This is a genomic window from Azospirillum sp. A29, from assembly GCF_042604625.1.
GTDB lineage: Bacteria > Pseudomonadota > Alphaproteobacteria > Azospirillales > Azospirillaceae > Azospirillum > Azospirillum palustre.
In genome coordinates this window covers 410,864-424,959 of sequence record NZ_CP170466.1, presented here as the reverse complement: position 1 = coordinate 424,959, position 14,096 = coordinate 410,864, and the positions used below count along the sequence as shown (strand labels likewise).

14 protein-coding genes are annotated in these 14,096 nt (G+C 66.5%); 9 read left to right on the top strand and 5 right to left on the bottom strand.

The genetic code is table 11. From position 1 onward, the window contains the following. Positions 1–49: 49 nt before the first annotated feature. The 5 genes from uvrA to trmFO all read left to right on the top strand — a co-directional run bounded on the left by uvrA (position 50) and on the right by trmFO (position 5,404). The gene (gene uvrA, locus ABNQ38_RS16805) at positions 50–2,917 is read left to right on the top strand and encodes an excinuclease ABC subunit UvrA (RefSeq protein ID WP_377809389.1); all 2,868 of its coding nucleotides are present in this window, start codon (positions 50–52) and stop codon (positions 2,915–2,917) included. Positions 2,918–2,979: 62 nt separating this feature from the next. Next, positions 2,980–3,177: a hypothetical protein gene (locus ABNQ38_RS16800; RefSeq protein ID WP_377809388.1), complete on the top strand. Its 198-nt coding sequence runs from the start codon at positions 2,980–2,982 to the stop codon at positions 3,175–3,177. 133 nt (positions 3,178–3,310) lie between these two features. After that, positions 3,311–3,616: a nucleotidyltransferase family protein gene (locus ABNQ38_RS16795; protein ID WP_377809387.1), complete on the top strand. Its 306-nt coding sequence runs from the start codon at positions 3,311–3,313 to the stop codon at positions 3,614–3,616. Then, positions 3,604–4,011, top strand: coding sequence for a nucleotidyltransferase substrate binding protein (locus tag ABNQ38_RS16790; protein ID WP_377809386.1), 408 nt, complete (start codon positions 3,604–3,606; stop codon positions 4,009–4,011). Before ABNQ38_RS16795 ends, ABNQ38_RS16790 begins: the two co-directional genes overlap by 13 nt. 49 nt (positions 4,012–4,060) lie before the next feature. After that, complete coding sequence (gene trmFO, locus ABNQ38_RS16785) at positions 4,061–5,404, top strand: methylenetetrahydrofolate--tRNA-(uracil(54)-C(5))-methyltransferase (FADH(2)-oxidizing) TrmFO (RefSeq protein WP_377809385.1); 1,344 nt, start codon at positions 4,061–4,063, stop codon at positions 5,402–5,404. 38 nt (positions 5,405–5,442) lie between these two features. On the opposite strand, the gene ABNQ38_RS16780 is transcribed toward trmFO, so the two are convergent. Next, the gene (locus ABNQ38_RS16780) at positions 5,443–6,297 is read right to left on the bottom strand and encodes a phytoene/squalene synthase family protein (RefSeq protein WP_377809384.1); all 855 of its coding nucleotides are present in this window, start codon (positions 6,295–6,297) and stop codon (positions 5,443–5,445) included. 123 nt (positions 6,298–6,420) lie between these two features. Here ABNQ38_RS16780 and ABNQ38_RS16775 point away from each other — a divergent pair, with 123 nt between their 5' ends. The 4 genes from ABNQ38_RS16775 (at position 6,421) to ABNQ38_RS16760 (ending at position 10,289) form a co-directional block, all read left to right on the top strand. Then, a complete protein-coding gene (locus ABNQ38_RS16775; RefSeq protein ID WP_109050087.1) occupies positions 6,421–7,293 on the top strand; it encodes a squalene/phytoene synthase family protein in 873 nt (290 codons plus the stop codon). A gap of 70 nt (positions 7,294–7,363) precedes the next feature. Then, entirely contained in the window at positions 7,364–8,302 is a 939-nt protein-coding gene (gene hpnD / locus ABNQ38_RS16770; RefSeq protein WP_377809383.1) for a presqualene diphosphate synthase HpnD, read from the top strand. Continuing rightward, positions 8,302–9,690, top strand: coding sequence for a hydroxysqualene dehydroxylase HpnE (gene hpnE / locus ABNQ38_RS16765; protein WP_377809382.1), 1,389 nt, complete (start codon positions 8,302–8,304; stop codon positions 9,688–9,690). Before hpnD ends, hpnE begins: the two co-directional genes overlap by 1 nt. A 5-nt stretch (positions 9,691–9,695) precedes the next feature. Then, positions 9,696–10,289: a superoxide dismutase gene (locus ABNQ38_RS16760; RefSeq protein ID WP_174469938.1), complete on the top strand. Its 594-nt coding sequence runs from the start codon at positions 9,696–9,698 to the stop codon at positions 10,287–10,289. Between the two features lie 77 nt (positions 10,290–10,366). On the opposite strand, the gene ABNQ38_RS16755 is transcribed toward ABNQ38_RS16760, so the two are convergent. From ABNQ38_RS16755 to yajC, 4 genes are all read right to left on the bottom strand, one after another. Continuing rightward, entirely contained in the window at positions 10,367–10,744 is a 378-nt protein-coding gene (locus tag ABNQ38_RS16755; protein WP_377809381.1) for an Mth938-like domain-containing protein, read from the bottom strand. 30 nt (positions 10,745–10,774) lie between these two features. Further along, positions 10,775–11,731 (bottom strand): protein translocase subunit SecF, encoded by a 957-nt coding sequence (secF, locus tag ABNQ38_RS16750; protein ID WP_109446224.1) that lies wholly within the window; start codon positions 11,729–11,731, stop codon positions 10,775–10,777. A gap of 11 nt (positions 11,732–11,742) precedes the next feature. Beyond that, entirely contained in the window at positions 11,743–13,341 is a 1,599-nt protein-coding gene (gene secD / locus ABNQ38_RS16745; RefSeq protein ID WP_377809380.1) for a protein translocase subunit SecD, read from the bottom strand. Positions 13,342–13,466: 125 nt separating this feature from the next. Beyond that, on the bottom strand, positions 13,467–13,892 hold the full coding sequence (gene yajC / locus ABNQ38_RS16740) for a preprotein translocase subunit YajC (protein WP_377809379.1): 426 nt from the start codon (positions 13,890–13,892) through the stop codon (positions 13,467–13,469). Between the last annotated feature and the right edge of the window lie 204 nt (positions 13,893–14,096).

The window sequence follows — 14,096 nt, the reverse complement described above, 5'->3', positions numbered from 1 at the left end:
GCGCCTTGCCGCTTTCCATCCGGAAAAGCTTCGGGTAAAAGAACACTCCATGAACAAGTATATCAGCGTCCGCGGCGCGCGGGAACATAACCTGAAGAACGTCGATGTGGATCTGCCGCGCGACGAGCTGATCGTCATCACCGGCCTGTCGGGATCGGGCAAGTCGTCGCTCGCCTTCGACACGATCTATGCGGAGGGGCAGCGGCGCTATGTGGAGAGCCTGTCGGCCTACGCGCGCCAGTTCCTTGAACTGATGCAGAAGCCGGACGTCGATTCCATCGAGGGGCTTTCGCCGGCCATCTCCATCGAACAGAAGACGACCTCCAAGAATCCGCGCTCCACCGTCGGCACGGTGACGGAGATCTACGATTATATGCGCCTGCTCTGGGCGCGCGTCGGCATCCCCTATTCGCCGGCCACCGGCCTGCCCATCGAAAGCCAGACGGTCAGCCAGATGGTCGACCGCATCTTGGGCATGACGGAAGGCACGCGCCTGCTGCTGCTGGCGCCGTTCGTCCGCGGCCGGAAGGGCGAGTACAAGAAGGAAATCCAAGACCTGCGCAAGCGCGGCTTCCAGCGCGTGCGGGTCGACGGCACCATGTACGAGATCGACGAGGTGCCGGCGCTCAACAAGAAGCTGAAGCACGACATCGAGGTGGTGGTCGACCGCATCGTGGTGCGCGAGGGGCTGGGCAACCGTCTGGCCGATTCGCTGGAGACGGCGCTGGGGCTGGCCGACGGCATCGTCTGGGTCGAGAATGCCGAGACGAACGAGCAGACCGTCTTCTCGCAGAAATTCGCCTGCCCGGTCAGCGGCTTCACCATTCCGGAGATCGAGCCGCGGCTGTTCTCCTTCAACAACCCGTTCGGCGCCTGCCCGGCCTGCGACGGGCTGGGCAGCAAGATCTATTTCGACCCGATGCTGGTGGTCCCGGACGAGCGCTTGTCGCTGGCGAAGGGCGCAATCGCGCCGTGGGCCGGTTCGACCTCCAAGTATTACGACCAGACGCTCGAAAGCATCTGCGAGCATTTCGATGCATCGATGACGACGCCCTGGCAGGATCTGCCGGATACGGTGCGCAAGACCATCCTGTTCGGCTCGGACGGGTCTGCCATCACCATGACCTACGACGACGGCCTGCGGCGCTACCAGACCAACAAGGCGTTCGAGGGCATCGTCAATAATCTGGAGCGGCGTTTCCGCGAAACCGACAGCGCCTGGACGCGCGACGAGCTGTCGAAATACCAGTCGTCGCAGCCCTGCGAGGTCTGTAAGGGCGCCCGCCTGAAGCCGGAGGCGCTTGCGGTCAAGATCCGCGGCCGCAACATCTCCGAGGCGGCGGAGCTGTCCATCGCCGGCGCCGGTGCGTGGTTCAGCGAACTGAACGAGCATCTGCGCCCGAAGGACCGCGAGATCGCCTATCGTATCCTCAAGGAGATCAACGAGCGCCTCGGATTCCTCAACGCCGTGGGGCTTGAGTACCTGACGCTCAGCCGTGGGTCGGGCACGCTGTCGGGCGGAGAAAGCCAGCGGATCAGGCTCGCTTCACAGATCGGCTCCGGCCTGACCGGCGTGCTGTATGTTCTGGACGAACCGTCAATCGGCCTGCACCAGCGCGACAACGACCGGCTGCTGGAAACCCTGAAGCGCCTGCGCGACATTGGCAACACCGTCGTCGTGGTCGAGCATGACGAGGATGCGATCCGCAGCGCCGACTATCTGGTCGACATGGGACCCGGCGCCGGCCAGCATGGCGGTTCGGTCATCGCGCAGGGGACGCCGGAGGAGGTTCAGAAGAACCCCGACAGCATCACCGCCCAGTATCTGAACGGCACCCGCTTCGTTCCCGTGCCCGACACCCGCCGGCCCGGCCATCCCGGCCAGTTCCTGGAGGTGCAGGGCGCACGCGCCAACAACCTGCAGAACGTCTCGACCAGAATCCCGCTGGGCACCTTCACCTGCGTGACCGGCGTGTCGGGCGGCGGCAAGTCCACGCTGATCATCGAGACGCTGTATAAAGCGGTCGCGCGCAAGCTGATGGGAGCCCGCGAGCATCCGGCCGAACATGACGCGGTGCTGGGCCTGGAGCATCTGGACAAGGTCATCGACATCGACCAGTCGCCGATCGGCCGCACCCCACGCTCCAATCCGGCGACCTACACCGGCGCCTTCACGCCGATGCGCGACTGGTTCGCCGGCCTGCCGGAGGCGAAGGCGCGCGGTTACGGTCCGGGCCGCTTCTCCTTCAACGTCAAGGGCGGGCGCTGCGAGGCCTGCCAGGGCGACGGCGTCATCAAGATCGAGATGCACTTCCTGCCCGACGTCTATGTCACCTGCGACGTCTGCCACGGCAAGCGCTACAACCGCGAGACGCTGGAAGTCACCTACCGCGACAAGACCATCGCCGACGTGCTGGACATGACGGTCGAGGAGGGCAAGGAGTTCTTCAAGGCGGTTCCCGGCATCCGCGACAAGCTGGACACGCTGGAACGCGTCGGCCTCGGCTACATCCACATCGGGCAGGCGGCGACCACCCTGTCGGGCGGCGAGGCGCAGCGCGTCAAGCTGTCCAAGGAACTGAGCCGTCGCGCCACCGGCCGCACGCTGTACATCCTCGACGAACCGACCACCGGCCTGCATTTCGCCGACGTCGAAAAGCTGATGGAGGTGCTTCACGCGCTGGTCGACCAGGGCAACACGGTGCTGGTGATTGAACACAATCTGGAGGTCATCAAGACGGCCGACTGGATCATCGACCTGGGGCCGGAGGGCGGCACCGGCGGCGGCGAGATCGTCGCCGAAGGCACGCCGGAGGATGTCGCCAAGGTGGAACGCAGCTATACCGGCCGCTATCTCGCCCCCTACCTAAAGGCTAAGCCGGTTGTGCGGAAATCGGCAACCCGAAAGAGGGCGTGAACAAACGCAAGCTGTGCCTTGTTCTTCCCGGTAGAATTCGCACTGCATGGGAGACGAGAGGCATGAGCAAGACGCTTCTGACCGGTATGGGGGCCGCCCTTGGAGCGGCCCTGCTGCTGGCGGCCTGCGGGTCCGACAAATCCACCACCAGCACGACGACCACGACGACCACCACCCCCAGCTACGGCTCGACCACCGTGACGCCGGCCCCGACCGGTTCCACCACCATCGAACGCAGCACGACGACCAAGAGCGAGTGAGCCTCCATTTCGGTTGACGCCCCAGGCTCCATGTTCTGACTGACTCCTGATCGACTTACAGCCGGCCTTTTCCGCGAAGGCCGGCTTTTTCCAATGCCCGCATGCAGTATCGAACTGTGTTAAACTGCGAGCCATGCTGAACCCTGTGCGCCTGCGCGCTCTCGAAACCGTGAAGCGCATCGTATTCGCCCGTTTGGCCGGACATCCTGCCCATGTCTACCTGTTCGGTTCCTGTGCCCGTGGCGACGCCGGGCACTGGAGCGATATCGACGTGGCCATCGACCCGCTGGAACCGCTGCCTCCCAACCTCATCGGGGAAATCGCCGAGGATTTGGAGGAAAGTACCGTTCCGTACTTCGTGGATGTGGTCGATCTCCATGCGGCACGGCCGGAATTGCGGCAGGAAGTCGAACGGGAGGGTGTCGAATGGAGAATATGAATCGGAAGCTCGACACCGCACATCAGGCATTGACGCGGCTTAAGGAAGTGCTCGCCCGGCCAGCCGACGACGTTGTTCGCGACTCCGCCATCCTGCGTTTCACTCTGGCGACGGAAACGGTCTGGAAAGCCGCAAGATCGGTCATTGCCGATCAGATGGGTGCGGAACGTCTGAACTCGGCAAGCCCCAAGGCGATGGTCCGCGAGAGCCAGATCGCAGGCTTCCTGACCGAGGAGCAGACGGAACTCGCCCTCGCGATGATGAACGACCGCAATCTGACGGTTCACACCTACGACGAGGAAAAGGCGGAGGACCTGTTTTCCCGCCTTCCTGCCCACGCCGCGCTCATTGAATCCTGGATCTCGGCGATGCGGAGCGCCATAACCCGCCTCTGATCCGCCTGCTCTTCGCCCGCCTGCATCACACTGTGTTCTGGAAAGCCCAATGACCGACTCCCTTCGCCCCGTCCATGTCATCGGCGGCGGTCTCGCCGGCTCGGAAGCCGCGTGGCAGCTCGCCTCCCGCGGTGTGCCCGTCGTGCTGCACGAGATGCGGCCGGTCCGCAAGACCGAGGCCCATGATACCGACAAGCTGGCGGAATTGGTCTGTTCCAACTCCTTCCGGTCGGACGATGCCGAATACAATGCGGTCGGGCTGCTGCATGAGGAGATGCGGCGTTGTGGCTCGCTGATCCTGCGCTGCGCCGACGCGCACAAGGTGCCGGCCGGCGGTGCGCTCGCCATGGACCGCGACGGTTTCGCAGATGCGGTGACGGAGGCGGTCACCACCCATCCGCTGATCACCATCCAGCGCGAGGAGGTCGCCGGCCTGCCGCCGGAGGAGTGGGACAGCGTCATCGTCGCCACCGGCCCGCTCACCTCCCCCGCCCTGGCCGAGGCGGTGCGCGTCCAGACCGGCGAGGAGTCGCTGGCCTTCTTCGACGCCATCGCCCCCATCGTCTATCTGGAGAGCGTCGACCTGTCGAAGGCGTGGTTCCAGTCGCGCTACGACAAGCCCGGTCCCGGCGGCACCGGCAAGGACTACATCAACTGCGCCTTCGGGAAGGACGAGTACCGCGCCTTCATCGCCGCGCTGATCGAGGGCGAGAAGCTCGACTTCAAGGAGTGGGAGAAGAACACCCCCTACTTCGAAGGCTGCTTGCCGATCGAGGTTATGGCGGAGCGCGGCGTCGACACTCTGCGCTACGGCCCGATGAAGCCGGTCGGCCTGACGAACCCGCACAAGCCGGAACGCCGCCCCTATGCGGTGGTCCAACTGCGCCAGGACAACGCGCTGGGCACGCTGTACAACCTCGTCGGCTTCCAAACCAAGCTGCGCCATGCCGAACAGGCCCGGATCTTCCGCATGATCCCCGGCCTGGAGAATGCCGAGTTCGCCCGGCTGGGCGGCATGCACCGCAACACCTTCCTGAACAGCCCGCGCATCCTGGACGGCGCCCTGCGGCTGAAGTCGCTGCCCCGCCTGCGCTTCGCCGGTCAGGTCACGGGTTGCGAAGGCTATGTGGAGAGCGCGGCCGTCGGCCTGCTCGCCGGCCGCTTCGCCGCCGCGGAGCGTCTGGGGCAGGAGATCAGCGCGCCCCCGGTGACTACGGCGCTCGGTGCCATCCTCGGCCACATCACCGGCGGGGCGGAGGCGGAAACCTACCAGCCGATGAACGTGAATTTCGGCCTGTTCCCGCCGGTGGACGATAAGATCCGCGGCCGCGACCGCAAGCTGGCCTACACCCGCCGGGCGATGGCCGACCTTGACGGCTGGCTGAAGGGCTGACCGGGCGGGTATCTGCGGGTTTCCGCGATGCGCGGGTGTCAGTAGCGCCCGCGCATCGCCGCCCAGCCCAGCCGAAGCTGACGGAACGGATTGGCCAGCAGGACGCGCGGGGCAAACACGTCGTTGCCCTCGCGCGCGATCACGCCCAGGTGCAGGTCGGCCAGCGTCGCCGGCAGCAGCGCCGGGATCGCCGCCTTCGGCATGTCGCGGCGCAGGGCGCGGGCCTCGGCCAGATGCTTGCGTGCCGCATCGGCGATCTCGCCCACCACCAGCCTCAGTTCCGGTGTCGAGCGTCCGGCGAACAGATCCTCAGCTTTGGCGCCGTGGCGCTGCATCAGGTCGTCCGGCAGACGCAGACGGTGCTGACGCGCCAGGAACGGCACTGCGCGCAGGATGCCGGACAGGGCATAGGCGATGCCGACATGGCGCCCGGCCGCCATCGCCGCCGCATCCCGCACGCCCAGAATCTCCAGCGCCAGCTGGACCAGCGGCGCCCCGGTAACCTCGGCGTAGTTGACAAGGCAGGTCAGGTCGGCCGGCGGCGTGTCGTCCAGATCGGCTTCCCGGGCGTCGATCAGACGGTCGAACAGGGACCGGCTCAATGCCAGCCCGTGTGCGGCCTGCGCCAGAGGCTCCATCACCTCATGCCGGGGTACGGGTCCATCCTCATAGACGGCTTCGATCCCGTCGCGCCAGAATTGAAGTCTCATCTGGCCAAGGATCGGTTCACTGACCACTTCGCGCGTTTTCGCGATCTCCAGGTTGAAAGCGTAGAGCGCGAATGTGGCCTCGCGCCTGTCGGCGGGGGTGAACAGACCTGCCAGAAAGTGGTCGTTGTCATATTTCCGAACCTCCCGTCCGCAATAGGACAGGTCGGTCGCAGCCTTCACCATGGGATGCCCGATTGGAAAAAGAGGGGAGGAACGATGGAAGGACGGGCCAAAGCCTGTTGCTACGCCTATATGAAGCACACACGGTCGCACCGCCAGCCCCGACGCGCAGCAGGCAGGGATCCCATGACGGATTTCAACATCGCCCCGACGAAACCCCGCAAGACCGGTCCGGTCGCACGCAAGGACGAATCGGGAGAGAATTTCCCCGTCGCGTCCCGCCTGATACCGAAGCATCTGCGTCCGCATGTGATCGCCTTCTACCGCTTCGTGCGTCTGGCCGACGACATCGCCGACGATGCGGATCTCGAACCGGAGACCAAGCTGGCTTATCTGGAGGCGCTGGAACGGGCGCTGACCTCGGGCCAGGCCAAGCATGCCTACCTGAAGCCGGCCACCGATCTGCGGGAGAGCCTGCAGAAGACCGGCGTCAGCGACCGCCATGCCCGCCAGATCCTGCGCGCCTTCCGCCGCGATTCGGTCGGCGCCCGCTGCCATAGCTGGAGCGACCTGCTTCTCTACTGCCGCTTCTCGGCCAATCCGGTCGGCCGCTATTTGCTGGAGCTGCATGGCGAGGGTGTGGCCGCCGGGCCGGCGTCCGACGCGCTCTGCTCCGCCTTGCAGGTGTTGAACCATCTCCAGGACGCGCGGGAGGACTGGACGCAGCTCGGACGCTGCTACATCCCGCTGGCTTGGTTCGACGAGGCCGGAATCAGCGTGGAGCGCCTTGTCGAGGTCGAGAGCGACGCCCGCATGCGCGCCATCTTCGATCAGGCGCTGGAGCATACCGACCGCCTGCTGGAACGCGCCGCCGCCCTGCCCGGCCTGATCCAGCATCGCGGCCTGCGGATGGAGGCGGCGGTGATCCTCAGCCTCGCCGAATCGCTGTCGCGGCGCCTGAAGTCCCGCGACCCGATGAAGACGCGGGTGACGCTGGGTGCACACCACAAGCTGGCCGCCGTGGCGCGGGGGCTGGCGCGGAGCTTCTCCGCCGCATAAACTCCGGGGCCACACGTCGCGACGTGCACCGTCAGGCACGTCACGACGTGCAATGCCCAGGATGTTACAGATGACCCCTCCGCCGCTGGAGACGGCCCCGCTGGAACCGGTATCCACGACGTCGCCGGACAAAAATGCGCTGGACAGGACGGCGCCCGATACAGCGACCTCCGTCACTGCCAAGTCCGGCAGCACCTTCTATTGGCCGATGCGTCTGCTGCCCGCGTCCAAGCGCGCGGCGATGTTCGCCATCTATGCCTTCTGCCGCCGGATCGACGACATTGCCGACGAACCGGGCGAGCCCGCAGACAAGCGGGCCGCCCTTGACGTCTGGCGCCGCGACATCCGCGACCTTTATGTCGGTGGTGCCCCCGGCGGCCCGCTGACCGCTGCGCTGAAAGGCGCCATCGAGCGCTACGGACTGCCGCGGGCCGAGTTTGAGGCGTTGATCGACGGCATGGCGATGGATGTCGCCGGCGAGGAGGCCGGCGGCATGCAGGCGCCCGATCTCGACACCCTGCGGCTCTATTGCCGTCGCGTCGCCGGTGCCGTCGGCATGCTGGCGATCCGTGTCTTCGATCGTGCCGACCCGGCTACGGAGCGCTTCGCCCTAGCGCTGGGCGAGGCCCTGCAACTGACCAACATCCTGCGCGATCTGGCCGAGGATGCAGAATTGCGCCGGCTGTACCTGCCACGCGAGCTGCTGCGGGCCGCCGACATCGACGCCACCGACCCGGACGAGGTGTTGGCCAACCCTGCTCTGCCCAAAGCCTGCGAGGCGCTGGCCGATCTCGCGGAAGCCCGCTTCGCCGAGGCACGCTCCGCCATCGCCGGGCAGGCGCGCGGATCACTGTGGGCGGCTACCGCCATGATGGTGCTGTACCACCGCCTGCTGAAGCGCCTCCGCGCCGCCGGGTGGCGCGACCTGAAGGCCCGCGTCCGCGTCGGCCGGCGGGAAAGCGCCTGGGTGGCGGTGCGCTGCATGCTCGGCATCCCTCCGGCCGGCTGATGGGCGGCACCGGAACCGTCCATGTCGTCGGTGCCGGGCTCGCCGGGCTTGCCGCCGCCGTCCGGCTGGTGGAAGCTGGGCAACGCGTCGCTCTCTACGACCAGGCTCCGCAGGCCGGCGGACGCTGCCGAAGCTTCCATGACGCGACGCTTGGCCGGCTGATCGATAACGGCAACCATATGGTGCTCAGCGGCAACCGGGCGCTGCTCGACTATGCCCGGCGGACCGGCGGAGCCGATGCGCTGGAGGAACTGCGGCCGGCGACCTTTCCCTTCCTCGATCTGCGCGACGGTGCTGCCTGGACCCTCCGTCCCGGTGGGCTATGGCTGCTCGACCCGGCGCGCCGGGTGCCGGGCAGCCGGCCGCTCGACTATCTCGCCGCCCTGCGCTGCCTGACGGCCAGTCGGAAGCATTCCGTTGCCGACCGCCTCCCCCCCGGTGGAGCGCTGTTCGAACCCCTCTGGCGCCCTCTGGCGGTGTCCGCGCTAAACGGGCCGATGGAGCGCATCTCGGCCCGCCTTTTCGGCGCGGTGCTGCGCGAGACGCTGCTGCGCGGCGAGGCTGCCTGCCGGCCGGTGCTGGCGCCATACGGCCTGTCCGCTGCTTTCGTCGAGCCGGCCCTGGCACGATTGCGGTCGGCCGGTGCGGCGCTGCATCTCGGCGCCCGGGTCGATGGGTTGACCTTCGATCAGGACCGCGTGAGCGGATTTTCCGCCGCCGGCAGCACCGTGACACTTGGCCCGCTCGACAGCATGATCGTCGCTGCACCGGCCTGGGTGGCGGACCGGCTGGTGCCGGGTCTGACTGTGCCGCCACCGGGGCCGGCCATCGTCAATCTGCATTTCCAGCTCGACGGGCCGGTGCAGTTGCCGGGCGGCCTGCCCTTCGTCGGGCTGGTCGGCGGAACCGCGGAATGGCTGTTCGCCCGCGACGACCTGCTGTCGGTCACCGTCAGCGACGCGGATGCGCTGGCCGCTCTGCCGGCCGAGGAGATCGCCGGCCGCCTGTGGGCGGAGATCGCCCCACACCTGCGCCCGGCACCGCGACTCGGGGGCCAGATTCCGCCCGTCCGCGTGGTGAAGGAGCGGCGGGCGACCCCCGACCAGTCTCCCGAATCGGTGATGCGCCGACCGGGGACGCGCACGCGCTGGAGCAACCTGACGCTGGCCGGCGACTGGACGGAAACGGGACTTCCCGCCACCTTGGAGGCCGCCGTGCGCTCGGGAAACCGGGCGGCGGAGGCCACTTTGTCGAATGGAAATAACCCTATACGACGTTCGAGAGTGTTTCCGGCCTTCACAAGCTTCCGTCATCGGCCTATTTGGACGGACGGAGGTGCCGTGCCCGCAAGGCCCGGCCCGGAAGGACAATCAAATAAGAGAGGGTAAATCAAATGGCGTTCGAACTTCCGCCGCTTCCGTATGCGTACGACGCTCTGGCTCCGTATATCTCGTCGGAGACCCTGCACCTGCATCATGACAAGCACCACCAGACCTATGTCACCAACCTGAACAACCTGACCAAGGACACTCCGCTGGCCAATGCCAGCCTGGAGGAGGTCATCAAGGCCTCGGCCGGCGATTCGTCCAAGGTCGGCATCTTCAACAACGCCGCCCAGGTGTGGAACCACACCTTCTTCTGGCAGTGCCTGAAGAAGGACGGCGGCAAGATGCCGGCCGCCCTGGAGCAGCGCATCGTCGCCGACTTCGGCAGCGTCGAGAAGTTCAAGGAAGAGCTGACCCAGGCCGCCCTGACCCAGTTCGGCTCGGGCTGGGCCTGGCTGTACCTGGACGGCGACAAGCTGAAGGTCGGCAAGACCGGCAACGCCGACACCCCGCTGGCGCACGGCCAGAAGCCGCTCTTCACCATCGACGTGTGGGAGCATGCCTATTACGTCGATTTCCAGAACCGCCGCGCCGATTTCGTGAAGGCGGTCATCGACAATCTCGCCAACTGGGACTTCGCCGCCGAGCAGCTGGCTGCGTAACGTTTCCCGTCGAGGTATGAAAAAGCAAAGGCGCCCTTTCGGGCGCCTTTGTCGTTTCCGGTGAGGGGGATTCGGATTTATACCGGCAGCATCGCCGCAGCCACCCGCCGACCTTCGGCCAACAGGACATTGTAGGTCCGGCACACCGCACGGCTGTCCATCAGCTCCACCACGATGCCCTGCTCGCGCAGAGCCAGGCGCAGGGCCTTCGGAATCATCCGCATGGTGCCACCGGTGCCGAGCAGCAGAATCTCCACCTTCGGCTCCGCCGCCAACACCGACCCAAAATCGTCCACCGACAGGGAGGCGACGTCGGTCGCCTCCCACGCCAGGGTGCGGTCGGGCAGGACGATCACCGCGCCGACGTGCCACTGGCCGGAAATGCAGAACTGTCCCGGACCGTAGCCGTCGATGACCTGACGGTCCGACGGGATCATCGGCATGATGTCGGCCATGCTGCCCTCTCCTTCCCCAAACGTCCGGCGTTACGGCGTGGTCGCCGGGGTGTTGCCCGCCGAAGCGGCATCGGGAGAACCGCGCCGCAGGCGATTCTCGCCGAGGAACAGCAAGATGGGGGCGGCAATGAACACCGACGAGCTGGTCGCAAGGATAACGCCGAAGATCAGCACGATGCCGAAGTCCTGCAGCGCCTCGCCGCCAAACAGCGCCAGCGGAATGATCGACAGCAGCGTGCAGACCGAGGTGCCGACGGTGCGGTTCAGCGTCTCGTTGATCGACATGTCGATCAGGTCGCGCAGCGGCATCTTCTTGTAGATGCGCAGATTCTCACGCATGCGGTCATAAACCACGACCTTGTCGTTCACCGAGTAGCCCATGACGGTCAGGATCGCCGCCACGGCCGTCAGGTTGAACTGGATGTCGGTGATGGCATAGAAGCCGACGATCTTGGTGATATCGAGGATCAGCGTCACCACCGCGCCGAAGCCGAACTGCCATTCGAAGCGGAACCAGATGTAGACCAGCATCGCCAGCATGGCGAGGCCGAGCGCCAGCATGCCATTGGCGAACAGCTCGCCGCTGACCGACGCGCCGACGGCTTCGACACGGCGGACCTGGGTGCCGGGGATGGACTGCGCCAGCGTGTTGCGCACCTTGTCGGCTGCGACCTGCTGGGCGGCGTCGTCGCCGGGCTGGCGTTCCAGGCGGATCAGCACGTCCTGCGGCGACCCGAACTCCTGCAACGCCACCTGCCCCATGCCGAGGCCGGACAGCGTATGGCGGAGCGATGCGAAGTCGGCGGCCTGCGGCGTGCGGGCTTCGATGACGATGCCGCCACGGAAGTCGATGCCGTAATTCAGGCCGGGATGGAAGAACAGGACGATGGACGCGATTGACAGGATCGCCGACACGACGAGGCCGGCGATGCGGCCGTTCATGAAGGGGATCTTGGTGTTGTCGGGGACGAGGCGGAGATGGAACATCGGAAGACCTCTCAGACCGGCAACACGGCCGGACGCGTCCGGCGCAGCCACGTCACCATCATCAGGCGCACAAGCACCGTGGCGGTGAACATGGAGATGAGGATGCCGAAGGTGATGGTGACGGCGAAGCCCTTGATGGTGCCGGTGCCGAAGACGAACAGCAGCGCCATCTTGATCGCCGTCGTCAGGTTGCTGTCGACGATGGTGCTGTAGGCGCGGCTGAAGCCGGCCTCCATCGAGGCGAAGACCCCACGGCCTTTCTTCGTCTCCTCGCGGATGCGCTCGTTGATCAGGATGTTGGCATCGACCGCCAGACCCAGCGACAGCAGCACACCGGCGATGCCCGGCAGCGTCAACGTGGCTTGCAGCAGCGACAGCGCCGCGAGCGTCAGCACGAGGTTGATGAACAGCGCCGAGCAGGCGAAGGCGCCGAACAGCCCGTAGCAGGCGATCATATAGATGCAGACCATCACGAAGCCGACGACGACGGCGGTCAGGCCGGCGCGGATGGAATCGGCGCCCAGGTCGGGACCGACGGTCCGCTCCTCGATCACCTTCAGCGGAGCCGGCAGCGCGCCGGCGCGCAGCAGGACGGCAAGGTCGTTGGCGTTGGCGGCGGTGAAGTTGCCGCTGATCTGGCCGCGGCCGCCGGTGATCGGCTCGCGGATGACCGGGGCGCTGATGACCTTGTTGTCGAGCACGATGGCGAAGGGCCGGCCGACATTCTGCTTGGTCACCTCGGCGAACCGGTTGGCACCGGCGGTGTTGAACTCGAAGTTCACCACCCATTCGCCGGTCTGCGGGTTGGTGCCGGCCGACGCGTTCTGCAGCGTGGCGCCGTCGACCTCGACCTTCTTGCGGATGACGTATTTGGACTGGTAACGGTCGCCTTCGGTCGACGGCAGGATCTCCGAACCCGGAGGGGCGCGGCCGGTGGCGGGATCGGCGTTCACGTCGACCAAGCGGAAGGTCATCTTGGCGGTAGTACCGAGCAGCCGCTTGATGCGGTCGGGATCCTCGACGCCGGGCAGCTGGACTAGGATACGGTCGTTGCCCTGGCGGGCGATGGTCGGCTCGTTCACGCCGGTCTCGTCGATGCGGCGGCGCACGATCTCGATCGACTGCTCGATGGCCTGGGTGGCGCGGTCGCGCAGGGCGACCTCGCTCAGCGCCACGGTCACCGTGCCGCCGTTGACGGTCACGTCGAGGTCCGGCTGCCCAGCGCCCAGAGCCGAACGGCCCACCGGGCTGGAGAGCTGGCGCAGGGCCTTCACCGCGTCCTCGGCCTGGGCCGGGTCGCGCAGCTGGACGGTCACGGCGCGCTCGCCGGCGTTCAGCGCCGTGTAGCCGACATTGGCGGTGCGCAGCTGCTGCCGCGCGCCGTCCACCAGACCTTCCACGCGGTCGCGGATGACGGTGGCCATGTCGACTTCAAGCAACAGATGCGATCCGCCGCGCAGGTCGAGACCCAGCGACACCCGGCTGTTGGCGTACCAGGATGGCAGCGCCGCCAGCGTGTCGCGGCCCATGAAGTTGGGCAGCATCAGGATGAACCCGGCGATGCAGGTCGCCAGGATCAGGTAAATCTTCCAGCGCGAAAAATAGAGCATGCGTCACTCGAATCCGATCAGACACCCGGTCCGGGCGACCGGTCCGCCACGCTTTAGCGGCGACCGGCCGGGCCGGACGGGAAGCGCCTTCGGGCCGTCCCGTGGAAGAGGGGCCCGGCTGCGGCTTACTTGCGGCCGAACAGCTTGCCGATCCCGCCGGCGGCGGTGGTGTCGGCCGGCTTGGCCTCGCCATCGACGGTCGGCGCGGCGTCGCCGCCGGACTTGCCGGCCGGCTCGGTCTTGGCGAGCACCAGATTGACGGTCGAGCGCAGGCAGCGCACGCGCACATTCTCCGCGATCTCGACGGTGATCTCGTCGTCGGTGCCGACCTTGGTGACGATGCCGATGATGCCGCCGCCGGTCACGACGCGGTCGCCGCGGCGGATGGCCGACAGCATCGCCTTATGCTCCTTCATCTTCTTCTGCTGCGGACGGATCAGCAGGAAGTAGAAGACGACGAAGATCAGGATCAGCGGCGCGAACTGGACGAGCATGTCACCGCCGCCGCCACCCGGGGCCGCCGTCTGTGCATAAGCCGTCGAAACGAACATCTGGAAGCTCCTTACAGGTTTGGTCTCGGCACTGGATTGGCGTTCCGCCGGGACGCCGCGACTATAGCCGCCCATGACCGGGATGCAATGGTGATGCGCCACAATCCGCGGGCGCACCACAGCTTGTGTGCTTGCCTTGCTGTGTTACGGTGCGAAGGCGTCGGAAAGATGGCTGCGCGGGCACCCACTTTCCATGGAACATCC

Coding starts and splice junctions, on each gene's coding strand:
- uvrA (WP_377809389.1), top strand. CDS start 50: ATGAACAAGTATATCAGCGTCCGCGGCGCGCGGGAACATAACCTGAAG.
- ABNQ38_RS16800 (WP_377809388.1), top strand. CDS start 2,980: ATGAGCAAGACGCTTCTGACCGGTATGGGGGCCGCCCTTGGAGCGGCC.
- ABNQ38_RS16795 (WP_377809387.1), top strand. CDS start 3,311: ATGCTGAACCCTGTGCGCCTGCGCGCTCTCGAAACCGTGAAGCGCATC.
- ABNQ38_RS16790 (WP_377809386.1), top strand. CDS start 3,604: ATGGAGAATATGAATCGGAAGCTCGACACCGCACATCAGGCATTGACG.
- trmFO (WP_377809385.1), top strand. CDS start 4,061: ATGACCGACTCCCTTCGCCCCGTCCATGTCATCGGCGGCGGTCTCGCC.
- ABNQ38_RS16780 (WP_377809384.1), bottom strand. CDS start 6,297: ATGGTGAAGGCTGCGACCGACCTGTCCTATTGCGGACGGGAGGTTCGG.
- ABNQ38_RS16775 (WP_109050087.1), top strand. CDS start 6,421: ATGACGGATTTCAACATCGCCCCGACGAAACCCCGCAAGACCGGTCCG.
- hpnD (WP_377809383.1), top strand. CDS start 7,364: ATGACCCCTCCGCCGCTGGAGACGGCCCCGCTGGAACCGGTATCCACG.
- hpnE (WP_377809382.1), top strand. CDS start 8,302: ATGGGCGGCACCGGAACCGTCCATGTCGTCGGTGCCGGGCTCGCCGGG.
- ABNQ38_RS16760 (WP_174469938.1), top strand. CDS start 9,696: ATGGCGTTCGAACTTCCGCCGCTTCCGTATGCGTACGACGCTCTGGCT.
- ABNQ38_RS16755 (WP_377809381.1), bottom strand. CDS start 10,744: ATGGCCGACATCATGCCGATGATCCCGTCGGACCGTCAGGTCATCGAC.
- secF (WP_109446224.1), bottom strand. CDS start 11,731: ATGTTCCATCTCCGCCTCGTCCCCGACAACACCAAGATCCCCTTCATG.
- secD (WP_377809380.1), bottom strand. CDS start 13,341: ATGCTCTATTTTTCGCGCTGGAAGATTTACCTGATCCTGGCGACCTGC.
- yajC (WP_377809379.1), bottom strand. CDS start 13,892: ATGTTCGTTTCGACGGCTTATGCACAGACGGCGGCCCCGGGTGGCGGC.